Genomic DNA, 22,641 nt, shown 5'->3' on the forward strand with positions numbered 1-22,641 from the left:
TCCCCTATTGTTCTGGCATTTCTAATTGGAAATGCTCGTAAACCAATCTTGTCGCTATTCTTCCGCGCGGTGTCCGCTGCAAGAAACCAATTTGCAGCAAATAAGGCTCATAAACATCTTCAATTGTATGTGCTTCTTCTCCAATAGTAGCTGCAATTGTTTCTAAGCCAACTGGACCTCCGCGAAATTTCTCAATGAGCCCTATTAATAATTTATGGTCAATATGATCAAGTCCTAAACGGTCAACTTGCATCAATCCCAATGCTTCATCCGTTATCAGCAGATCTACTGTTCCATTGCTCCGGACCTGAGCAAAGTCTCTTACTCTGCGGAGCAGACGATTCGCAATACGCGGAGTTCCCCTTGAACGGCGGGCAATTTCCATTGCAGCTTGATCGTCAATGCCTGTTTCAAGCACTTCAGCTGTTCGCACGACGATTTGCTTCAGCTGTTCTTCCGTATAATACTCAAGCCTGCACATCACACCGAAGCGATCTCTTAAAGGAGCTGATAAAGAGCCTGCTCTTGTTGTCGCTCCAACGAGGGTGAAGGGAGGCAAGTCAAGGCGTACAGAACGTGCACTTGGCCCTTTGCCGATGACAATGTCAAGACAAAAATCCTCCATTGCCGGATAGAGGACTTCTTCAATCGACCGGGGCAGGCGATGTATTTCATCAATAAACAATACATCTCCAGGCTCCAGCGCTGTTAAAATTGCGGCTAAATCCCCTGGACGTTCAATAGCCGGTCCAGCCGTCGTTCTCAAATTTACGCCCATTTCATTTGCTATAATCGCCGCTAGGGTCGTCTTCCCAAGACCTGGCGGGCCATATAATAAAACATGGTCAAGTGTTTCCTGCCTTAACTTTGCTGCCTGGATAAACACTTCAAGATTCGCCTTCACTTTATCCTGGCCGATGTATTGCCGTATCGTCTGAGGACGCAGACTTTGCTCAAAAGTAACATCAAGCATATCGGCTTCGCCCGAAATAATGCGGTCTTCCAACTCCATCACCTTCTTTATTCACTCAATATAGGAGCAGAGTATTTATTTTAAAAGCTTTTGCAGTGCAGCTTTTATATATTGGTCTGTTGTCAGTTTCTCAACTTTCAGTGCAGGTGTGATTTTCTTCAATTCGCGATCAGAGTATCCTAAAGCCTTCAGAGCCAACAAAGCTTCTTCAAAGTCAGCTTCATGCTCACTGCTTTTCTCAATGCTCTCATGGTCACTAAATAGATTAGGGAAATAATCTGGCACAAAGTCTTGCAGCTTTCCTTTTAAATCAAGGATTATTTGTCTGGCTGTCTTCTTCCCTACACCTGGAAATTTCACCAAAAAGGCTTCATCTTCATTTTCAATAGCTGAAACCACTTGCTCTGGCTGTCCTGTTGCTAAAATAGCAAGAGCTCCTTTTGGCCCAATTCCAGTAACATTAATCAGCTTTGTAAAGAGCGTTTTTTCTTCTCGTGAAGTAAATCCATAAAGAGCAAAGATATCTTCACGCACATAATGATATGTATGCACCTTTACTTCCTGCCCAGCCTTGCCTGAATAGCTGAATGGATTCGGTGTCAGGATTTGATAGCCAATGCCGCCATTTTCAACGACGATATATTCTGGCCCGATATAATCAATTTTGCCTTTAATATATTCGTACAAACTGTTCTCGCTCCTCTAAAATGCTGTATTTCATTGTACCATACTCTGCTGCTTAATGACACAGGCATATCCTGCATGCCCCTAAGCAACAGAGTGTACAAGTTCTATCCTTTTTCCTGCAGACGTTTTAACTCTTCCTTTAAATCGTCGCGGGCACTTACTTCTGCAAGCTCCACATCTGTGCGGTAAGCAGAGCGGCAGATTAAGTGAGCGGATACAGGTGCAGTCAGAAAGACAAAGAAAATTCCAAGCAGCAGTTTTATACTAAAATATCCTTCTTGAAAGATAAAAAAGACGAAAGTGCCGACAAGTGTACAAAGCACGCCCAATGTCGAGCTTTTAGAAGCTGCGTGCGACCGTGTATAAACATCAGGCAAACGAACTAATCCAACTGCACTTAAAAAACTAATAATACAGCCAATGAGAATGAGAGTGACAGCAACTATTTCACTTAGAACGCTTATGCTCAATGACAACACCTCTTTCTAGATATCTGGCAAACGCAATCGTCCCGATAAAGGATAATATACCGATCAATAAGATCACTTCAAAAAACGCCGTCGTTCTGAGCATAACAGAGGTGATTGCTACCACTGCAATTAGATTGATGCCAATCGCATCAAGTGCCTGCACCTTATCAGGGATCGAAGGCCCTTTTATGAGCCGATAAACGGCTGCAATTATAGAAAGAACTAAAAAGAATATTGATATCAATAGAATCGTATAAATCATTTGCGCGTCACCTTCTTAATGGCCGTTTCAAACTTCTGCTTTGACCGGAGTACAGATTTTTTAGATTCTGGGATATCCATTGCATGCATATAAAACACTTTATTATCATTTGAAACTTCTATTACGACAGAACCCGGCGTTAGACTCAGCAAGAGAGCCAATAGGGTAATTTCCAGATCTCCCTCTAATTCTGTGTGCAGTTTAAAAATACCAGGTGTAATATTAATTTTTGGTCTGGTTACTTGCCGAATCACTAAAATACTTGATGAAAGCAGCTCACGCAAGAAAATAAAAAACAACTTTAAAACATTTAAAATGGTAATCAGATAAAACTGATCACGCAAATATTTCCGCAATATGAATATGACGACAATCCCGACTATATATCCTGATAAAAATGTGATGGCACTCCAATCATTTTGGAGAAAACTCCATAATATCGCTATAAATAAATTCGTCAGTACCTGCTTTGGCATCAGCTTCACCCCAATCCTTTAGCCTTCTATTTTATTCTCCAAATACAGCTTTGATATAGAGCTCAGGATTCATCAGTCCTTCTGCCGCTAGATTGACATACGAACTAATCCCTTCAGCACCGACTCCAAGCAGCACAGCTAATCCTGTTAAAAGAGCAATCGGCACCATTATACCCTTTGTAGACCCTTTTTCCATTTCTTCACTGAGATAGGTCTCTCCCCAAAACGCATTCATAAATATTTTCATAATTGAATATAAAACGAGCAGACTTGTCAGAAGACCAATGCCTCCGAGCCAATAATACTCCGCTTCAAAGGTGCCTTGTGTGATAAACACCTTGCCTAAAAAGCCGCTTAACGGTGGAATACCTGCCAATGCTAATGCAGCCGTGAAAAACATCCAGCCTAAATACGGATGAGTGCGTATCAAACCGCTCATATCTTCAAGCTTACTCGTGCCTGTCAGAGAAATGATCGTTCCTCCAATGAGGAAGATGAGCGCTTTAATAATCATGTCGTGAATCAGATAAAATACGGAACCTGTCATGCCCGCAATCGACATGGAGGCAAGTCCAGCCATAATAAAACCGACACCGATGATCACATTATAGGTTAAAATTTTCTTAATATCTCCATAGGCAACTGCTCCGATTGCACCAAGCACCATGGTAACTGCACCTAAAACACCAATGAGAAGGTGGGTTATTTGCGGTTCATGATAAAATACAAGCGTAAACAAGCGGAAAATCGCATACATGCCCACCTTTGTCAGTAAACCTGCGAACACTGCAGCGATGGCAGTTGGCGGTGCACTATAGGACCCAGGAAGCCAGAAAAACAGCAGTAACCCGGCCTTTAAACTAAACACAATTAAAAATACGAGTGAAATGGCTGTCAGCATTCCGCCCTGACCTGCCTCTGCTACCTTGACAGAGAGATCAGCCAGGTTTAGCGTTCCTACCACAGCATAAATATAAGCCACTCCAACTAAGAATAGAAACGATGAAATAAGATTGATCAGCACATATTTAACCGATTCTCTCAGCTGCTTTCTAGTGCCGCCTAATGACAGCAGAACATAGGACGAAATCAGCATGACTTCGAAGCAAACAAACAAATGAAAGAGATCGCCTGTTAAAAACGAGCCATTTACCCCGGTAATCAGAAATAAGAAAACAGGATAGAAATAATAGCTCTCCCTTTCTTCCCCAATCGTTTTAAAAGCAAATAACAAACATGACAGAGCAACAATACTTGTAGTTGTCAGCAAAAGACTTGAAAACATATCAGCAGCGTAAGTGATCCCGAAAGGCGCCTGCCAGCCTCCAATCTGCAGGGTTTGAATGCCATCTTGATCATTTTGAATCATAAGCAGCACTGCCACAGCGCCAGTTGCGGTTATGCTTGCTGCACTTACTATTTTTTGGAGGGTAATATTCTTTCTAAACAAAACCATCAAAAGTCCCATAACCAAAGGGATGACGACGGGTAAAATCAGCAGATTATTCATCCTCATTCCCCCTCATTTTCTCTGTGTTGTCTGTTCCTATAACCTTATAGGCACGGTAACTTAATACTAAAAACAAAGCCGTAGTAGCAAAATTAATAACGATCGCAGTTAAAATCAATGCCTGCGGTATAGGGTCTGTAAATGTGATCTCTTCAAAGCCTAAAAGCGGCGGACCGCCAGCTTTTACTCCCCCCATTGTTAAAATGAGAAGATGAACACCATGACTTATAATAGAAGTCCCTAAAATAATTCGCAGCAAGGTCTTCGTTAAAATTAAATACGTTCCAATGGCAAAGAATAATCCAATTAAAATTGACATCAATGTTTCCATATTATCGATCCTCACTTATCGTCATGATGACCGTAACCGCCGTACCAATAACAGCCATTGCAACTCCCACATCAAACAAAACTGCCGTTGCGAGCTCTGTCTTTCCGAATATTGGCAGATCAAAATAATCAAACGTATGAGATAGAAATGGTGCATCAAATAGAAAGGAACCAAGGCCTGTTCCAACGGCAATCAGAACACCAACCACAGCCACCTTTTTGAAATCGAGTGCTATATTTTCACGGACTGTTTCAATATCATAGCTCAGAAATAACAGCGTTAGAGCGGCTGCAAAGCCCAAGCCGCCAATAAACCCGCCTCCCGGAAGATGATGACCGGAGAAAAAAAGGTTAATGGAGAAGGTGAAAATAATGACGACTGCCACCTTTGTGACACTTCTTAAAATTACATCATTCGGCTCCTTCATCTTTTTCCCTCCTTGCTAATCTTAATTTGATCAATGTATATACACCAAGGCCAACAATGGTCAGCACAAATATTTCAAGCATAGTATCAAGACCACGGAAATCAACCAATATGGCATTAACAATATTTCTTGCCCCTGCAAGCTCATACGAATCTTCAAAATACGATGAAACTGGTTCAAACATTCTGCTGCTGTTCGCTGATATCGCAAACAAAGTAACGACAGTCCCTACACCGAGCGAAATAATTAAGTTTAATGGCTTGAATGGTATTCCTTTTTTCTCTTTTTCCTTTTTAAACTTCGGCAAATGGTAAAAGCATAGTAAAAACAGAGCGGTTGTAACCGTCTCTACCACAAGCTGTGTTAAAGCCAAATCTGGTGCTCTGAAAAGAACAAAGAAGATGGCAACCAAATAACCAAGTGCTCCTACGGCAATAATGGCAGTCAGGCGCGACTTTGCAAATAAGACGGTTAACGCCGCAGCAAGCATACTGCCCATAATGCCGACTTCATAAAAACTTACTGGTGCGTCATTTGAAACATCAATCGAAAATGCACCAGGGAGCAGAAGCGCACCTCCCCATACGAAAATCAAAAGCGAGAAGATGTAAATCATATAAGCACGCAGAGAACCTGTCATATACTGATCCGTAATGGTTTTTGCTCCGCTTTCCATTTTTGCCAGACCGCTATCATATAAGCGGTTAAGCGTAACACTTTGCGGATAAACGCTGTATAAACCGATCCATTTTTTTAATAGTACATATAAAATGCTTCCAATAACGACAACGCCAATTGTCATAAACAGTTCTGTATTCCAGCCATGCCATGCGCTGATTTTCATCTCAATATCAACCGCAGTTACTTCCTCCGGCAATAAAGAAGCAAGTGCCGGCTTTAATAAATAATTGGCGAGGACATTTGGAAAAAAGAAAAAGATCACAACTAGCGAAGCCAATATAGCAGGAGGAATCAGCATGCCAAGCGGTGCTTCATGTGCCGGCTTTTCAAGCATTTTGGGCTTATATTTCCCTCCGAACGTTTTAAAGACAAGTATCATACTATAAACAAATGTGAAAACACTTGCGATCCAAGCAATAACCGGAAATAATACTCCGATTGTTTCCATATTAAAAATCTCCAGCTGTGAGGCATTTACAACAGCCGTAAAAAACATTTCCTTACTCAAGAAACCGTTAAATGGAGGCAAGCCCGCCATTGCAAAGCTTCCGATTACAGCAAGAGTAAAAGAAATCGGCATAAAACTCAGTAAACCGCCCAGCTTACGGATATCACGTGTCCCTGTTTCGTGGTCAATGATCCCAACAACCATGAACAAGGATCCTTTAAAGGTAGAATGATTGACTAAGTGAAACACAGCAGCAAGTGACGCGATTGCATACACGGACGATTCGTCATTATAGCCAAAATACAAAATAGCAGACCCTATCCCGAGCAAGCTCATGATTAAACCGAGCTGACTGATGGTGGAATAAGCAAGCAGTGCTTTTAAATCTGTCTGCCTGACAGCATTAATAGAGCCGTATAATAAGGTTAGTATTCCAATTCCTGACACAAGCCAAAACCATTCAGCTGTTCCTCCAAAAACTGGCGTAAAACGGGCAACTAAATAAATGCCTGCTTTAACCATCGTTGCTGAATGCAAATAAGCACTAATCGGTGTTGGTGCCTCCATTGCGTCGGGAAGCCAAATACTAAAAGGAAACTGAGCTGATTTTGTAAATGCCCCAATTAAGATCAGGATCATTAAAGGGAAGAAAAGTTCATGTCCATGAATTAGATCCATCTGTGAAGCAATTTCCCGCATGCTATAAGTATCCGTTATGATGGAAAGCATAATAAAGCCCGCAAGCATGCTTAAACCGCCAAAAATCGTAATCAGCATTGATTTTTGTGCACCATAACGAGACCTTTGCCGCTGATACCAGTAGGCAATTAATAAGAACGAAGAAATACTCGTTAACTCCCAGAATACGTAGATCACAAGGATATTATCCGAGAACACAAGTCCGAGCATGGCACCCATAAACATCATTAGATACACATAGAAATTATGGAGAGCTTCCCGCTCCTTTGAGAGATAGAAAATCGAGTAAAAAATAACAAGTGATCCAATTCCTGTAATTAAGAGTCCAAATACTAATGACAATCCATCCATATAAAGTTCAAAATTAATGTCATAAGTGGGGATCCACTGAACAAGATAGGTAAATGTTTTACCTGCTGATATGGAAGGAATATACGTTAATAAATAGATAAAAATCAGGAACGGTATAAACAATACGAACCAGCCTATATGAATTTTTTGATTGAACACTTTATGCAGAAAGGGAACAATAATAGCAGCAATAAATGGTACTAAAATGATGATGCCGAGCCATACCATATTGGAGTACCTCCTTTATACGAATTTTTAAAAATGAGCATGCCTGAAAAAGAAAGACGATGTTTTTATCCTTACTCTTTTGGTCAGTCCTGTCTCAAACCTAATGAATGCTGACTGCTGTTAAATGCTTATTTTATCTTTTAAAAAAGGACTGCTTTAATTTTGTTTTTTACATTGACTGTGTGTGTGTCATGAGCTATAGTCATACATAGCCAATTTATTAAACTGTTTTTTGATTAGTTATTTCACATCTATTACGAGGTGAGCTTTAAATGAAGAAAATTAAAGGTCGTATGGACGAAAGCATTTTAGTCTGCGTCTATTATGGCCCTAATGGTGAACGACTCATACAGCGCGGCAGCAAGCTGGCAAATATGCTTGATTGCCCACTTTATATTTTGACGATTGACCCTAAACCATTTGATGAAATGGATGCTGAGAAATCTCACTACATTACGAGGTGGCAGCAGCTGGCAGAGCAGCAGGGTGCTGATGCCTTTATATTAAGAGATAATGAAAAGAAGCCTGTTTCAAAAGTGATTGCAGAAGTCGCAAGGGAACAGCATATCACGCAGATTATTCTCGGACAGACGGCACAAAGCCGCTGGGAGCAAATTGCAAAAGGATCAATCATTAATTCTTTGCTGCGCGAAATCCCTTTTGTAGACCTTCATATCATCTCTGTTTCCCGTGATCTGAAAGATAATGAAGGCTTATTTGAAAAAGGCGTCCGTGCTTATCTAGTTCAAGACGGTGAGCAATATCGAGTCATTTTCAAACATGCCAAAAATGTTGAATACGAAGGCATCTTCTTTAAGGATAGCTGCACAGACTTTAACAATGGGATTTTTAAATTTATGAAAAACAACGAAATGCTTCAAGTAAATGTAACTGAGGACATCGTGACGGATTTGACACATGTTGATATGAATACAACACTTGAGGATAATGACGATTAATTCTTGCCTCCGCATATAATGCGGGGGTTTTCTTTATAACTCATCATCAATTTATTACACCCTACAAATTGACATCGACTTTAATCATCTGCCCCTCATGTTTATCAATTCCAATATATTTTAATGTCTCTGCAGAAGAATGATGCTGATAGATCCCCTTAATAATCGAGATGGCTATACCTTTGCGGTAAGCATGGTATCCAAATGTTTTACGCAGAGTATGCGTGCCGATCTTGCCGGGGATACCGACCTTTTTAGCTGCGGTATTAATGATTCTATATGCTTGTTGCCTTGTAATCGGCAAATCATTCTTTTTTGATTTGAATAAATAATCTTCACCTTGATAGGTAAACTGCGCCAGATATTTCTGTAATTCTCCACGCACGGAATTGTTCAAATAAATCGTCTGTTGAGATTGTTCTAATTCTAAAAACTCTTTCGTCTCCTTGCCATCGGAAACATCGCCAACTTTTAATGAAAGCAAGTCACTTATCCTAATTCCAGTATTAATTCCAAAAACAAAAAGAAGCAAATCCCTTTGTGACTGTTCCTTTAACTCTTTTTTTATTTCATTAATACTTTGAATATCCTTAATAGGATCGACGTACTCCACAGAATTTCCTCCTGTTTTCTAATGTTACTTAATTATATGTTAACAAATACTATGTAACATTACAAATGTTTAATCCGCAAAAAAAGACCAGGACATCTGTCACCGGTCGATTTATTGCGATTTGGGCCTGTCAATTAATCAATTTAAGACCTTGTCATCCGTTGAATAGGTTTTAAAGGTTTCAAGTACTTCTATATATCGATCTTTTGTCATGATCGGAATTCCTTTTTTCAACTGTTCACACTTATTGCTTTCAAGTCTCTGGATATCGATTTGAAAGAAGGATTGAATAATGTTTGTGCGCTGCGGTTTTCCATTAAATATGGTGAGAATTCCTTCATCTGTGATCCCAAAATATCCATTTGCCTTCAGTAGCGGGGAAATATCGTCCGTCTGTTGCCTAAAAACAACGTATCCTTCATCCATATCTACTAACTTCCAATCTTCATATTTCGCCCAGAAATCTTCGGCTGCCCAAATGGTTTCCGTCACTGTTTCTTCACTTATTTCTCCGTCCAGATACACTCTTTCTAAAATCACTTTCATCTGCGGCGGAGATTCATTATTATCCATTGCCTGTGCGGACACCTCATGGACCGCACCAATTCCAACAATCATTATAAATGCAGAAAGCAGTGATGCAGATATGCTTTTCATTTTGGTCACCTCGCCTATATATGCGACAATTTTATTCGCTTAAATATCTTTGTTTATTACTAGTTTGACCAAAAATTTTATGCTTATTCCTATTTATTGGATAAAGAAAAAAGCAGAGAGAAAACCCCCTCTCTGCTGTTATATGTCTTACTTAATTATTCACATCTCTAAACAAGTTTTCCATATCCAAGTCAATTTGCTCGCGCATTCCGCCTTCTTTAAGATCATTGTTAAGAACCTTAATCCGGTTATATTGACTTTCATTCGTGAGGATATGGACTGAGCGATCGCCAATTAGGGGACGAACCGCCTGCTGAATACTTTTTTTCGTCTCAGCATCATTGTTACGATTTTCCAGCAATGCAGCTATGACAATGTCATTTTCATGTAATAAAGCTTGTGCATCTTTGACATTTTCTACATTTGAAGCTGCTTTGCTTATGTTTTCAGCAGTAGTGCCATCGTAAGATTGATAATAAGATGTTCGCGGAGTTCTGACTGGATCACCAAGGTGCTTATGGTAGTTACGATCAGCCCGGCTGTATGTGCCATCTCGCTGATGGCCTCTCTCCTCACCAAGTGAATGATCCATCATTTCCACAATCGGCCCATCATTATCATTGTTTGTGAGCAAGCGTGCATTTCCGCGATCCTGATCTTCGTGATGCTCATTTGAATAATACCCCATTGGCTGCGTTACTTCTGTATTTCGATCCTGAACAGCAGTATCTCCATTCGTTCCGCATGCTGTTAAACCAAGCGAGACAAGTGCTGCAAAGGGAATAAGAGCCCGTTTTTTATTCAAAATAAAAACCTCCTCGGATATCACAAGCCTGAGCGGTCTGCTCTTGTTTAGCTTGGCTGGTTCGAAGAGGTTTAATGCCTGCAGATAACAGGAAGATCTATGAGCCTATTTCCATTTTTATATCATGAATAAATGTGCGCCTTTTCTCTAATTGATAAAAAGTCATATCAAGCACATTTTTTATTTTCACACGATCATTGTACATTCTCCCGCGTATAAGCCGGTTCCATTCACGAAAAATATCTGTCGGGTAAATGAGTCCATACAAAAAGCCTTTTTCTGAAAGATAAGGCTTTAATATTTGTAAGGATTGCAATTCATGGAAGGACCAGCCGATCGATGGCAAGATCCGGTTGGCATATTGCAAATAATCAGCATAAGCATGGCCATTGCTGATCAAATCAAAATCCAATAAATATAGACGCCCATTTTTACCGCGAAGAAAATTATGAAATGCCACATCTCCATGCAGCACAACTTTTGGCTGTGTTTCAAACCACTCGAACGTCTCCTTCATTCCAGCTAATGACCATTTTGCCCACAGAATAAATTCTTCAAGTAGATCGCCATGAATAAACAATTTGAGCAGCGTACTATTTTGCTTAAAAACAGTCAAGCGGTCTGTCCACTTTGCCATTTGATTGAATGCAGGAAGCAAGGTTTTGTATCTTGGATATAATTTTGCAGTTGTTTCATGATAGTGATACAGAAGTGACAATGCATCTTCTCTATTTTTAGATGTATTGTACGCAAAAGGGTGTTCTGCTGAAGGAATATAGTCCAGCAGTCCAAACAATTTCCCTTGAAAATATAGAGGTGCATCCTGTGCCAGGTCAACAAACTGATAAGTCTGATCAAAGCCCTCATGCTTTAGTGAAGACGTAAAGGTTTCTTGCAGCCTTAATCGATTTCCTGGCGAAAATTCTTTTAAGATATATTGTTTCTCAGCTGTGCTGATTTTAAAAACATTTTTGCGGATCGGTCTTAGATCTGTTAAAACAAAAGGCAGTTGACCATTTAAATAGGTGAAGAGACGATTTAGATCTAAATCGTCTCTTCGTCCGTTATCCTTCGAAGTCACTGCTTTCGTCAAAAGGACGACCGAATGCAGGTCCGCCCATTGGTCCATATCCGTATGGGTTCATCTGTCCTTGTGGAAATGCTCCATAAGGCTGGCCATATGGTACAGCTCCTGGGAATGCAGGCGCAGGTACAAAAGGCTGCTGATATTGATGTGGATATCCAGCAGGTGCTCCGCCACCACATCCGCAGTCTGCTTCAGCTCCTTGTACAGCAGTAGGCATTAACGGCATTTGACTTTGTGACGGCATTAATGGCATTTGGTGTTGAGCTGGACTTAACGGCATTTGACTTTCCGTTGGCATTAATGGCATCTGAGCATAATTCGGCTCCTCCATTACTCCTTGCACTTGCGGCATCGGCGCGTATTGCGGATAACCATGATGCATTGGAGGCGGACAGTAGCCTGGTCCTGGCCCCGGCATTACAGGTGAAATCGGATAAATCTGTGTTGGCGGGCATGGATAATAAGGCTGCTGATATGCAGGTGCTGTATATGTCGGCTGAAGCGGAAGCTGCTGACCATAATCCTCAACGCCCATTACCGGTGCTGGCATTTGAGCTTGTGATGGTGAAAGCGGCAATTGATGCTGTGACATATACGGTGAAGATTCCTCATAGTTAGGACTTTCAACTCCTGGCATCATTCCATAAGGTGACTGTACTCCCTGAACTTGCGGGTATGGCATTTGTGCTTGAGGAAATCCTCCTTGATGACCTGCTTGTGGTGCAGGAGCTCCCGGGTAAAATGGATTTTGGTTGTGATAAGGATTCATAGGCTGTTCGTAACCTCCTTGGTTTGTTGGCAAATTCATGCTTTCATGCATTTCAACAGGATTTTCCTGTGGAAATAAATTTAATGGTTTTGGCGGCAGCTTTGGTTTTGTTGGTGCTGCGATTGGCTGTTCTGCTGCCATTGGCATAACCGGTTTTACTGGTTTTACTTGTTCAATAGGCTTTGTTTGTTCCACTGGCTTTGGCTGTACTGGTTTTGGCTGTGCAACAGGCTTCTGCTGAACAGGCTTTGGCTGCGGCATTGGTTTTGGCTGTGGGTGTGGAGCAGGCTGCTGCGTTTGTATATTGGCAAGATTCATTAAATAATAATTGTTAATATCGATATCTGGCATCATTGGCTTTGGCATTTTTGGCATATATGGTTTTTTAGGCTTTTCTTGCTTAAGCGGCGCCGGTTTCTGCGGCTGAACAGGCATTTCCTTTGGTGTTTCAGCTACAGGCTGTGTGATTGGCTTTTCTTTTGCAAATGGATGCTCTGCCTTTGGCATTTCCTTTTTGGAACCCATATGAATTTCTGGACCAATTGGCGCCTCTTTTTTAATCGTGCCGCCTGATGCAGGAACTTTTATTTTCATGCCGGGCATAATCATATCAGGATTGCTGAGCTGTGTATTCATCTTTTTAAGCTCTTCAAAATTCACTCCGTACTTTTTGGCGATTTTCCAAAGGGTATCCCCTTTCTGTACGATATGGATTTTCACTCTGATTTCCCTCCTATGTGTAAAGTCATACCGTGTTTTCCGCTGATGATTTTTGCGGTCACACGGATTGTTGATCAAATCGGGCTTTTCAGTTTTCCTGCAGCTGTGGGCAAGCAGAATAAAAACTGAATATCTGCGATAGTCCATATAGTGTATGAAGGAATGGGCAAATTGCTAACAATCTACACAGAAACTTATGATTTTTTTTATGAAAATATGATTTAATCTGAAAAAACATAATATGTCTGTCAGCGGACAAATACTCATCCATTTAAATTCAGGTAAAAATTATGGTAAAATGGGACAATATGTGAGCGTTTGGGGGGAAACCTATTTTGAGCGAATCAAAGAAAATACTAGGTGAAGAAAGACGATCCTTACTGCTTGAGCTTTTACAAAAAGCCGGTCAGCCTATAACAGGAGGCGATCTGGCCACAAAAGCAAATGTCAGCAGGCAAGTGATTGTCGGTGATATTACCTTATTAAAAGCCCGAGGCGAGCCGATTATAGCAACAAGCCAAGGCTATATGTACTTAGCAAACAACATCCCTTCTCCCATTGCCGAGAGGATCATCGCCTGCTGTCATACACCAGAACGCGCAGAAGAGGAACTCTGTCTTTTCGTTGATTATGGCGTGACTGTGAAAGATGTCAAAATTGAACATCCTGTGTACGGAGACTTAACAGCGTCTATCATGGTTTCAAGCAGAAAAGAAGTCAATCAATTTATTAAAAAAATTAAAACCACACAAGCATCCTTCTTGTCCGAGCTGACTGATGGCTATCATATCCACACCATCTCAGCACCTTCAGAAAAAAATTTAGATGAAGCGGTCGAGGCATTAAGAGAAGCGGGATTCTTGGTGGAATAAATACGGGTTAATGGAGAGGCAGGGGTTATTTCCTGCCTCTTTTTCGTTGGGGGTGAGTGGATGATTGCTGCTGTACTGGGAGTTGTGTCCGCTTTTGTTCTTCGTTTTGCAGGTGTTTATTTGGTGTGACTCGGGGGACAGTGGGGCGGGGTTCTTTGGTAACCGTGGGCTCTTTTTTTGGGACTGGTGGGCTCTTTGGGGCTTCTTTGGTGACCGGCGGTTCTTTTTTGGATTGGCGGGCTCTTTGGGGCTTCTTTGGTGACCGCCGGCTACCTTTTTTCGGGCAGGCGGGCACTTTGGGGCTTCTTTTGTGACCGCCGACTCTCTTTTTTTTGGGCTGACAGGCACTTTGGGGCTTCTTTGGTGACCGCCGGCTCGCTTTTTCCGGGCTAACGGGCACTTTGACCCCTCTTTACCTCCCGTCGGCTCTCTTACTCCACACTGACGGGCACTTTCGCACTTCTTTAGTGCCCGTCAACTCTCTTTTTCCGCACTGACGGGCACTTTCGCACTTCTTTACTACCCGTCCACTCTCTCTTTTCACCATAAAGAGCAGTTCCCGCCAATCCTTCCTCCCCGTATCCCCTAACAGGTTACTCCTCTTTCATAAACTCCATTAAAAAAAGCTGCCCAGTCAAAAACTAGACAGCCTTTTCCAAAGAGACAAGCAACTCCTACGCCTCACTACTCCCTAAACTAAAATAAGGATAACTCCCCAATATATTTACTCTGCAGCCAAGCGCCTCCAATTCAGCGGCAACTCCTGGAATGAGCACTTCATCTTTCTGCATATCCACATCAATGATAAAGAAATAGTTGCCAAGTCCTGTTTTCATTGGTCTCGATTCAATTTTGGATAAATTCAGATTTCTCCAGGCAAATGCCGACAAAACCTGGTGAAGTGCACCAGCACGGTCTAATGGCAGAGTCACCATGATCGTTGTTTTATGACCTTTAAAAAGGGGCGTATCTGTATTGAGTTCCTGTTCCTCTTTTGAAACAACAATAAAACGGGTGTGGTTGTAATCAAAATCATGGATATCGGATTGGGCGATGGCCAGTCCATATACTTCTGCCGCCAGTTCATTTGCAATTGCAGCAATCTTTAGCTCTGGATGATCTTTTATGTAAGAAGCAGCTGCTGCCGTAGATGTTGTATTTACCGTCGGAATTCCTTTTAATTCTGTATGTAAAAATTTATGGCACTGTGCAATTGCATGTGAGTGACTATAGACAGCTGTAGTTTCATTCCATTTATCCTGATGAAGTGGATGCACCATTAAATGCTGCCGAATCGGGGCAGTGATTTCCCCAATAATGGGTTTCTTCGCTTCATGAATTAGATAATCCAGGGTTATATTAACAGACCCTTCTAATGCATTCTCAATTGGAATCACAGCCAGATCAACTTTTCCTTCGTTTAAAACATCAAAGCAGTCCGGAATGGTTTGAAGAGGGATTCTTGTTTCGTTTGGAAACAAACCTCTCACCGCAATATCGGTAAATGTTGCTTGTGGTCCTAAAAAGCCGATCTTCATGAAAACCTCTCCTTTGAATCTTATGTATATGAATATAAAGTTGTAAAAAAACAGGTACTCGGCAGGTGCGTACACTACGCACCTGAACTGAGTACCTCCACTTTATCAACAAACTCAAGTCTTCTTAAATTTGTCAGCAGTTCATCAATTTCAGTAGCCATCTCAGCTACATTTAATGATAAAGTTACATTCGCTCTTCCTAACAGCGGAATTGTCTGGTGGATGGTCAGAACATTACAGCCTGAATTCGCCACAACACTCAGCAAATGTGATAATGTGCCTGAACGATCTTCCAGATGGAAAAACAAAGTAATAATCCGTTCTTTTACAACCGTATGGAAAGGAAAAACGGTATCACGGTACTTATAAAAAGCACTTCTGCTTAGGTCCACTTTTTGAACAGCTTCCCATACAGATTCCGCTTTCCCTCTCTCGATCATTTCCTTTGCCTCTAACGTTTTTTTCATCGCTTCAGGCAAGACATCTTCTCTTATTAAAAAGAATTTTTTATCAGACTTATCTTGTTTCATTTTTACACCTCGTCACATTCTGAAAAGGCTAGTCAACAAAATCAAATTCAAATTCCATGAGCTTAACAGTGTCTCCGTCTTTCGCACCTTTTTCACGAAGTGCATCGTCAATGCCCATTCCTCGCAGCTGACGTGCAAAACGGCGTACAGATTCCTCACGGCTGAAGTCGGTCATCTTGAAGAGCTTAACAACCGCATCTCCTTCTAAAATAAACGTTCCAGAAGAATCACGTGTGATCACAAACTCAGTTTGCTGTGATTCATGCTTGTAAAGAACGCGGTGAACGCCACTTTCCTCTTCCTGCTCCTCAATAAGCGGGAATTCAGGCGTTTGCTCAATTTTATCAGCCACGGCAAACAGCAAATCACGAAGACCTTTGCGTGTAACAGCCGAAATTGGGAAAATCGGATAATCTTCCTCCAGCTTTTCTTTAAACAGCTGCAGATTTTCCTCCGCTTCAGGCATGTCCATTTTGTTCGCTACAATAATTTGCGGTCTTTCTGTTAAACGCAAATTATATTCCTTTAATTCTTTGTTGATTGTCACATAGTCCTCGTAAGGATCTCTGCCTTCTGTTGCAGCCATATCAATGACATGGACAATAACTCTTGTTCTTTCGATATGACGAAGAAATTGGTGTCCAAGACCAACTCCTTCATGTGCTCCTTCAATTAAACCTGGAAGGTCAGCCATAACAAAGCTTCTTGCATCCTCTGTCTCGACCATTCCTAAGTTAGGTGCAATGGTAGTAAAGTGGTACTCAGCAATTTTCGGACGTGCAGATGACACGACTGAAAGCAAGGTTGATTTTCCTACACTTGGGAATCCAACTAAGCCAACATCCGCTAATAACTTCAGCTCAAGAATCACATCACGCTCCTGGCCTGGTTCTCCGTGCTCTGAAAGTTCAGGAGCCGGATTTGCAGGTGTAGCAAAACGCGAGTTACCTCTTCCGCCTCTTCCGCCTTTAGCAATAACGGCTCTTTGGCCATGCTCTGTTAAGTCTGCAATGACTTCATTTGTTTCTGCATCAGATACCACCGTACCGGGCGGAACCTTTACAACCATATCTTTTGCACCGCGGCCATGCTGATTTTTAGACATCCCATGCTCACCGCGTGTTGCTTTAAAGTGTCTTTGGTAGCGGAAATCCATTAAGGTGCGCAGGCCTTCTTCTACTTCAAAAACGACATTTGCTCCTTTACCGCCGTCACCGCCAGCGGGACCGCCTTTTGGCACATACTTTTCACGGCGGAATGCAACCATCCCGTTGCCTCCATCTCCGCCTTTTACATATATTTTAACCTGATCAACAAACATTGTTTAACTTCCTCCCGTCATGCAGATAATCTGCTTCTATAATGCCAGCTCTTTATAGCCTTAGCTTGTGCATGTTTGATGAAATGCTATTCGACGAGAATCACTACTTTTTATTTTCCATGCTAAAAGGCACGAAAACTTCCAATCCAAGCTCCATATCTGAAAACTCATGAAGATGTACGCTTAAAAAGTTCGGTATGCTTGTAAAAAACTCGTTTAACATACTTTTATCGACTATGATCCCGCTAAAATCAAAAAAGAATCGCGCTGCTTCGCTTTGGGGCTCTATTGAAACTGAAAGGTGATTTTCATAATAAGGTTTTACCGATGCATTGAGGCACTCAAAAAATGTGCTTGTCCATTGTGCCAGCGCTTTGTCATCCAGCTGTTTAATACAGCTGTTTCCATCAACCTCCAGCACATCATATTCGAGCTGAAAAAAGTGATTTTCCCAATTATAGGTGAGGAGCAATGATGCAAATAGAGGAATTTTTAAGTTTGAAAGCTTCGCCTCTTGCTGCGATTCCAACACAATCTCATCAATAATTTCTTTTGCCCGATCTATTTTATCCAGTGCCAGATTTCCTTTGATTAATTGAAGTTTGTTAAGCCAGTCATGACGTGCATGGCGCAGCACTTCAATCATATCCCATTCTTTATCCATAAGATACAGATACTCCTATACTAAGTAGTGACGAAATCATCCTTTTAGTAAGTATATCAAAAAAGCAACTGGACGTAATCTAATTTGAGCAAATAACATGACTGTAAAGTACATCTTTTCATTTTTTCATCATTTTTTTGGGACGACTCAAAGGAAAAGCTGTATATAAAACGAAAACTCTAACCATAAAGGTTAGAGTTTTCCTAATCGCTTATGCTTCTTGTGCTTGTGGATATACGCTCACTTGCTTGCGGTCACGTCCAAGACGCTCGAATTTAACAACACCGTCCACTTTTGCGAAAAGTGTGTCATCTCCACCTTTACCTACGTTTACACCTGGGTAAATCTTTGTTCCGCGCTGACGGTAAAGGATAGAGCCGCCAGTTACGAATTGACCGTCCGCACGCTTAGCGCCAAGACGCTTAGAGATTGAATCACGGCCGTTCTTAGTAGAACCTACTCCTTTTTTAGAAGCGAACAACTGAAGATCTAATTTTAATAGCATTTATTCCACCTCCTGTTTTTTGAAGGTAATTCTTATATTCTGTCCGTAAGTCTCTTCAATACTCTGCAACGAGACAACCATTCCTTGTAGCAAAAGCTGAACTTTATCAAGTACATCTCCTGACAGGTCATCAGGAAGAGTGCAGTGAAGCAGTCCATCGGGATCATGGGTGATATCTGGTGTCACACCTGTCAGCTCGTGCACCGCATTAATTGCGCCGACGGAGACAGCAGAAACACCTGCACACACAATATCCTGACCTCTTTCGGCAAAAAAAGCATGGCCGCTGATGGCAAAGGATTGAATCTTACCGGTTTGATTACGATAAATCGTAATATCAATCATGTCAGAATCGCCTTATGCGTTGATCTTTTCAATAACAACTTTAGTGTAAGGCTGACGATGACCTTGCTTTTTGCGGTAGTTCTTTTTCGCTTTGTATTTGAATACAGTGATCTTCTTCGCACGGCCTTGTTTTTCAACTTTAGCCGTTACAGTAGCACCCTCAACAACCGGGCTTCCTACTTTCACACTTTCTCCACCTACAAAAAGAACCTTATCAAAAGTTACCGTTTCGCCTGCTTCGCCGTTAAGTTTTTCGATGTAGATTGCTTGACCTTCTTCTACACGTACTTGCTTACCGCCAGTTTCAATAATCGCGTACATAAATGCACCTCCTCATAAACTAAGACTCGCCATCTTCAGGTGGGAAGCGGAAAGCTACCTCTTAACACCTGGTCTGTGCGGTTGTAGCACAGGTGCGCTACAAACATAACATGAAAATACTATCATATTATCAGGATATATGTCAATGTAAATTCTTTTTCAGATCAGAATAAGCACCCAATTGCTTAATCTCATATGAAGGGATTACATCTTCAGCAATTGAAAATAACAATTTCATTCCGAGCATTTCTTCTAATCGCTGCTGATGAACTGCTTGTTCTCCCAAGAAAACATCCTTTACATCTTGTGTCAGTCTAATCAGCACTGCGTCATAATCACTGCCCCGATACTCCCATAGCTCCCTTTCTAATCGAAAAGCAATACTTTCCGCGCTTAGGACCCGTCCTGTTCCATGACAAACTCCACATGAGGAAGTAAGTACTTCCCGCAGAGAGTTTTTCGTCTTTTTTCTCGTCAGCTGCAATATGCCTAATGGAGTAAAGCCGATCAGCTTTGTTTGCCGTTCATCCTTCGCAAGCTCTTCTCCCATAACCTTTATAATTGATTTTTTATCGTTCTCATTTTGCATATCGATAAAATCAATTAAAATGATGCCCGCGAGATCACGAAGCCTGATTTGTCTTGCCGCTTCTCTTGCTGCAAGCTCATTTGTTTTATAAACCGTATCCTGCCGATTCTGCTTGCCTGAGAACTTCCCAGTATTGACGTCAATAACTGTAAGAGCCTCAGCTTCATCGAATATTAAATAGCTGCCTTGGTTTAGCCAAACAATTCGCTTAATCGCTTTCTCGATTTCGCCTTCAAGACTATGAGAGGCTAAAATATTTTCTTTATCATGGTAATGACTAACAGGCAAAGATGTATAGCGGCCAAGCAATGTCTGTACAGAGCGATCATCAGCCAGGATTTCGCCTGATTTCATTTTTTTCACTTCTTCAATCAAGCTTTGTAAAAAGACGTCTTCTTCAAATACAAGCCCAGGCTTTTTTCTGGACGCAGCCAGTGCAGAGATCTCTTTATATTGTTCTCGCAGGTTTTGAAGCTCTTCGAGAAGAGCAGATTCAGGCTGCTCTAGAGACGATGTTCTAAAAATGAGGCCCTCACGATCATTTTTTTCTCTCATCCCAAAGCTTCTCAGGCGCTGTCTGTCCACTGGCTGGTCTATTTTTTTCGAAATAGCCACATAACGTCCTTCCGGCATATAGATCATGTGCTCTCCCGCCAGTTCGATTATACCGGTTAGTCTCGGTCCCTTTGTCCCGGCAGCATCCTTCTCGATCTGGACAAGCATTTTTTCACCCTGATGTACATATGACGAGATTGAACGGCTCTCTTTTACCGCCTTTTCCTGATCTTCATTCACAAAGGAACTAAGCTTCTCTTTATGAAGAAACCCGCTTTTCTCCTGACCAATGCCTATGAATGCAGCATTTAAGCCCGGAAGAACCTTTTCAGTCAGTCCTAAATAAATATTTCCCACAGCTGCCTGCTGCTTTGGCTGTTCAATCACAAGTTTTTCTACTACATGATCCTTAAGCAAAATATACCTTTTTTCCCTTGTGGTGCTGTTAATGATTAGCTTTTCCAATTCTAGGTTCCTCGCTTTATTCTTTAATACAGATAAACAATATCTCCTATTTTAGCAGTTACAAGCTTTTCAGAAAAATAAGCATGAAGAAGTTCGTTTTCATCAAGCGTCCCTTTTTCAAATCCATCCTGCTCAATCACGATCGGATGCTTGCAGCCGCGCTGAAATTGATCAAGCACATCAATCAATTTGTCTTGTTCGTCCACAACAATCGGCTTTAATATCCGTATATCTGTATGCTTTCCATAATAGCGCTGCAGCAAAAAGCGCATAAATGTATATCTGGTTTGTTTCCATTCATAATATAGTGAAAATGCCAAAAAAGCAGCTACAATCCAAATATTTAAATTAAAAGGCCCAGTGAATAAAAAGAAGATCATAAATACTGCCAGACTGCTGATTGACAGGTAGATTGTTTTTTTATGGGCAGCCGGAAACGGAAGCTTACTGGAATAAAACAAAAAAATGAGCTTTCCTCCATCAAGTGGCCAAATAGGAAGTAAATTAAAAACTAAGATCATTAAGTTATAGTGGACAAACAATTGAAAGACATCTGCTGACATCCATGAGACGCTATGTAATAAAGCAGCTCCGCCAATTAACCAGACATGCTGAAGCGGTCCTGCCAATATGACCATAAGTTCTTCACGCAATGGACGATTGCCATGCTCATCCATTTCAGCAACACCGCCAAATGGGAGCAAAGCAATCCTTTTTATACGCCAATTATAATGAGCCGCAGCCGCAGCATGACCAAATTCGTGAACAATGATAATGCAAAGCAGAAGCAGCAATTCTCTGAAATGCCCAGTAGCAATGGCCAGTCCTATTACAACCCATAGGAGCGGATGTATATAAAGATATTTTACCAAGCTCAGTATTTTAATCAAATGGGATCACCTGAATAGGGTCGATGAAATCATCTCCCTTTTTAATCGCCAGGTAAAAGGAACCTTTCTCACCATTTTCAGACGCTGAAGCTGCTCCTACAGCAGTGCCCTTGTTTATATACTGTGAAAGCTTTACATCAATGCTTTCAAGATTGCCATACCATGACTCACTCCGGTCTGGATGCTGAATCACAACCGTATTGCCAAAGTCCTCTTTTAAACCAGCAAAGGACACGTATCCCTCACTCATGGCTTCCACACTTGCACCCTTTTCCGTTTCAAGGATCATTCTTTGTCCATTATCATCGAAATCTTCGACAATCTTAGCAGATGCAGGTAAGGCATAATCGGTGAGGTTCTGCTGTGTTTCTTCATTGTTTTCATCGTCTTTGACTGGCAATAACGCAAGCGGCTTGCCAAATTGATCTTCATACCAATCTGCAACGGCCGCAAACTGAAAATCCTTTTCCATTGTAGAGACGATAAATGTTTTTGCCGATGTTAAGGACGGAGTTTCGCTGCGAAACAAAATGGCCACAGCCAGAAATAAACATGCCGAAAAAAGAATTTTAAAGATGATCGCTTCTTTTTTAAAAAGAGGATGTCCATCTTTTAAGGGCGGATGATCATAATCCGGGATAGTACTGTAGCCGTAGCCGTTTTCCTGTTCTTCTTCCATCCACATAGGAGGTTTATGTCCTCTATTTGGGGTTCTTTCCATTTCTCTTTTCTTCTTAGCCATCTTCTTGCGAATTTCATCAGCTCTTGAGCTCATATCTATTCCACCACCATCATGGTATTTATTTCTACCATTTTATGAGTTGTCCAAATAGAGTATGACTGATGGGGAAGCTTTCCAAATAAAAAAACCGGGAATCCCCGGTTTAATTTCT

General features: G+C 41.4%; 26 protein-coding genes and 1 other annotated feature. Of the genes, 2 read left to right on the forward strand and 24 right to left on the reverse strand.

All coding sequences use genetic code 11. The annotated features are described in order from the left end of the window. Positions 1-4 precede the first annotated feature (4 nt). The 9 genes from ruvB to J1899_RS16055 form a co-directional block, all read right to left on the reverse strand. Entirely contained in the window at positions 5-1,006 is a 1,002-nt protein-coding gene (gene ruvB, locus J1899_RS16015; protein WP_214475181.1) for a Holliday junction branch migration DNA helicase RuvB, read from the reverse strand. 42 nt (positions 1,007-1,048) lie between these two features. Beyond that, positions 1,049-1,660: a Holliday junction branch migration protein RuvA gene (gene ruvA / locus J1899_RS16020; RefSeq protein WP_214475184.1), complete on the reverse strand. Its 612-nt coding sequence runs from the start codon at positions 1,658-1,660 to the stop codon at positions 1,049-1,051. A 104-nt stretch (positions 1,661-1,764) separates the two neighbouring features. Then, the gene (gene mnhG, locus J1899_RS16025; protein WP_214478869.1) at positions 1,765-2,124 is read right to left on the reverse strand and encodes a monovalent cation/H(+) antiporter subunit G; all 360 of its coding nucleotides are present in this window, start codon (positions 2,122-2,124) and stop codon (positions 1,765-1,767) included. Further along, entirely contained in the window at positions 2,108-2,392 is a 285-nt protein-coding gene (locus J1899_RS16030; RefSeq protein ID WP_214475186.1) for a Na(+)/H(+) antiporter subunit F1, read from the reverse strand. The genes mnhG and J1899_RS16030 overlap by 17 nt, the downstream gene beginning before the upstream one ends. Further along, positions 2,389-2,868, reverse strand: coding sequence for a Na+/H+ antiporter subunit E (locus J1899_RS16035; RefSeq protein WP_214475188.1), 480 nt, complete (start codon positions 2,866-2,868; stop codon positions 2,389-2,391). The genes J1899_RS16030 and J1899_RS16035 overlap by 4 nt, the downstream gene beginning before the upstream one ends. Positions 2,869-2,899: 31 nt before the next feature. Further along, positions 2,900-4,378: a Na+/H+ antiporter subunit D gene (locus J1899_RS16040; RefSeq protein ID WP_066443183.1), complete on the reverse strand. Its 1,479-nt coding sequence runs from the start codon at positions 4,376-4,378 to the stop codon at positions 2,900-2,902. Beyond that, the gene (locus J1899_RS16045; RefSeq protein ID WP_066443182.1) at positions 4,371-4,709 is read right to left on the reverse strand and encodes a Na(+)/H(+) antiporter subunit C; all 339 of its coding nucleotides are present in this window, start codon (positions 4,707-4,709) and stop codon (positions 4,371-4,373) included. Before J1899_RS16045 ends, J1899_RS16040 begins: the two co-directional genes overlap by 8 nt. Position 4,710: 1 nt before the next feature. Beyond that, the gene (locus J1899_RS16050) at positions 4,711-5,136 is read right to left on the reverse strand and encodes a Na(+)/H(+) antiporter subunit B (protein ID WP_214475190.1); all 426 of its coding nucleotides are present in this window, start codon (positions 5,134-5,136) and stop codon (positions 4,711-4,713) included. Then, entirely contained in the window at positions 5,120-7,543 is a 2,424-nt protein-coding gene (locus tag J1899_RS16055; RefSeq protein WP_214475192.1) for a Na+/H+ antiporter subunit A, read from the reverse strand. Before J1899_RS16055 ends, J1899_RS16050 begins: the two co-directional genes overlap by 17 nt. Before the next feature lie 272 nt (positions 7,544-7,815). Between J1899_RS16055 and J1899_RS16060 the strand changes: the two genes are divergently transcribed. Then, complete coding sequence (locus J1899_RS16060) at positions 7,816-8,502, forward strand: universal stress protein (RefSeq protein ID WP_214475194.1); 687 nt, start codon at positions 7,816-7,818, stop codon at positions 8,500-8,502. Between the two features lie 61 nt (positions 8,503-8,563). Here the strand turns inward: J1899_RS16060 and J1899_RS16065 are convergent, their stop codons facing one another. The 5 genes from J1899_RS16065 to safA form a co-directional block, all read right to left on the reverse strand. Next, on the reverse strand, positions 8,564-9,115 hold the full coding sequence (locus J1899_RS16065; RefSeq protein ID WP_214475196.1) for a tyrosine-type recombinase/integrase: 552 nt from the start codon (positions 9,113-9,115) through the stop codon (positions 8,564-8,566). Positions 9,116-9,253: 138 nt separating this feature from the next. Then, a complete protein-coding gene (locus J1899_RS16070; protein ID WP_214475198.1) occupies positions 9,254-9,772 on the reverse strand; it encodes an intercompartmental signaling factor BofC in 519 nt (172 codons plus the stop codon). A 151-nt stretch (positions 9,773-9,923) separates the two neighbouring features. Beyond that, positions 9,924-10,577: a YhcN/YlaJ family sporulation lipoprotein gene (locus tag J1899_RS16075; protein WP_214475200.1), complete on the reverse strand. Its 654-nt coding sequence runs from the start codon at positions 10,575-10,577 to the stop codon at positions 9,924-9,926. 97 nt (positions 10,578-10,674) lie between these two features. Beyond that, entirely contained in the window at positions 10,675-11,706 is a 1,032-nt protein-coding gene (locus J1899_RS16080) for a phosphotransferase (protein WP_214475202.1), read from the reverse strand. Beyond that, positions 11,642-13,153 (reverse strand): SafA/ExsA family spore coat assembly protein, encoded by a 1,512-nt coding sequence (safA, locus tag J1899_RS16085; protein WP_246586500.1) that lies wholly within the window; start codon positions 13,151-13,153, stop codon positions 11,642-11,644. The genes J1899_RS16080 and safA overlap by 65 nt, the downstream gene beginning before the upstream one ends. Positions 13,154-13,488: 335 nt before the next feature. Here safA and J1899_RS16090 point away from each other — a divergent pair, with 335 nt between their 5' ends. Then, positions 13,489-14,025: a transcription repressor NadR gene (locus tag J1899_RS16090; RefSeq protein WP_214475203.1), complete on the forward strand. Its 537-nt coding sequence runs from the start codon at positions 13,489-13,491 to the stop codon at positions 14,023-14,025. A 674-nt stretch (positions 14,026-14,699) separates the two neighbouring features. Here the strand turns inward: J1899_RS16090 and pheA are convergent. From pheA to J1899_RS16140, 10 genes are all read right to left on the reverse strand, one after another. Further along, entirely contained in the window at positions 14,700-15,563 is an 864-nt protein-coding gene (gene pheA, locus J1899_RS16095) for a prephenate dehydratase (RefSeq protein WP_214475205.1), read from the reverse strand. Between the two features lie 74 nt (positions 15,564-15,637). Continuing rightward, positions 15,638-16,093: an ACT domain-containing protein gene (locus J1899_RS16100; protein WP_066443173.1), complete on the reverse strand. Its 456-nt coding sequence runs from the start codon at positions 16,091-16,093 to the stop codon at positions 15,638-15,640. A 28-nt stretch (positions 16,094-16,121) separates the two neighbouring features. Next, positions 16,122-17,414, reverse strand: coding sequence for a GTPase ObgE (obgE, locus tag J1899_RS16105; protein ID WP_066443172.1), 1,293 nt, complete (start codon positions 17,412-17,414; stop codon positions 16,122-16,124). Positions 17,415-17,517: 103 nt separating this feature from the next. After that, complete coding sequence (locus tag J1899_RS16110) at positions 17,518-18,078, reverse strand: sporulation initiation phosphotransferase B (protein WP_151573411.1); 561 nt, start codon at positions 18,076-18,078, stop codon at positions 17,518-17,520. Positions 18,079-18,289: 211 nt separating this feature from the next. After that, a complete protein-coding gene (rpmA, locus tag J1899_RS16115; RefSeq protein WP_066443170.1) occupies positions 18,290-18,583 on the reverse strand; it encodes a 50S ribosomal protein L27 in 294 nt (97 codons plus the stop codon). Continuing rightward, positions 18,584-18,928 carry a ribosomal-processing cysteine protease Prp gene (locus J1899_RS16120; protein WP_214475208.1) on the reverse strand — a complete coding sequence of 115 codons (345 nt, stop codon included), beginning with the start codon at positions 18,926-18,928 and terminating at the stop codon, positions 18,584-18,586. A 12-nt stretch (positions 18,929-18,940) separates the two neighbouring features. Next, complete coding sequence (gene rplU / locus J1899_RS16125) at positions 18,941-19,249, reverse strand: 50S ribosomal protein L21 (RefSeq protein WP_066443168.1); 309 nt, start codon at positions 19,247-19,249, stop codon at positions 18,941-18,943. 12 nt (positions 19,250-19,261) lie between these two features. Further along, positions 19,262-19,342 (reverse strand) — a sequence feature (ribosomal protein L21 leader region). Positions 19,343-19,391: 49 nt separating this feature from the next. Next, entirely contained in the window at positions 19,392-20,858 is a 1,467-nt protein-coding gene (locus tag J1899_RS16130; RefSeq protein WP_214475209.1) for an Rne/Rng family ribonuclease, read from the reverse strand. Between the two features lie 23 nt (positions 20,859-20,881). Further along, positions 20,882-21,748: a M50 family metallopeptidase gene (locus J1899_RS16135; protein ID WP_066443166.1), complete on the reverse strand. Its 867-nt coding sequence runs from the start codon at positions 21,746-21,748 to the stop codon at positions 20,882-20,884. After that, positions 21,741-22,523 (reverse strand): M23 family metallopeptidase, encoded by a 783-nt coding sequence (locus tag J1899_RS16140; RefSeq protein WP_066443165.1) that lies wholly within the window; start codon positions 22,521-22,523, stop codon positions 21,741-21,743. Before J1899_RS16140 ends, J1899_RS16135 begins: the two co-directional genes overlap by 8 nt. Positions 22,524-22,641 lie beyond the last annotated feature (118 nt).

The sequence above is a fragment of the Cytobacillus gottheilii genome (assembly GCF_018582665.1).
GTDB classification, from domain to species: Bacteria; Bacillota; Bacilli; order Bacillales; family Cytobacillaceae; genus Cytobacillus; species Cytobacillus gottheilii.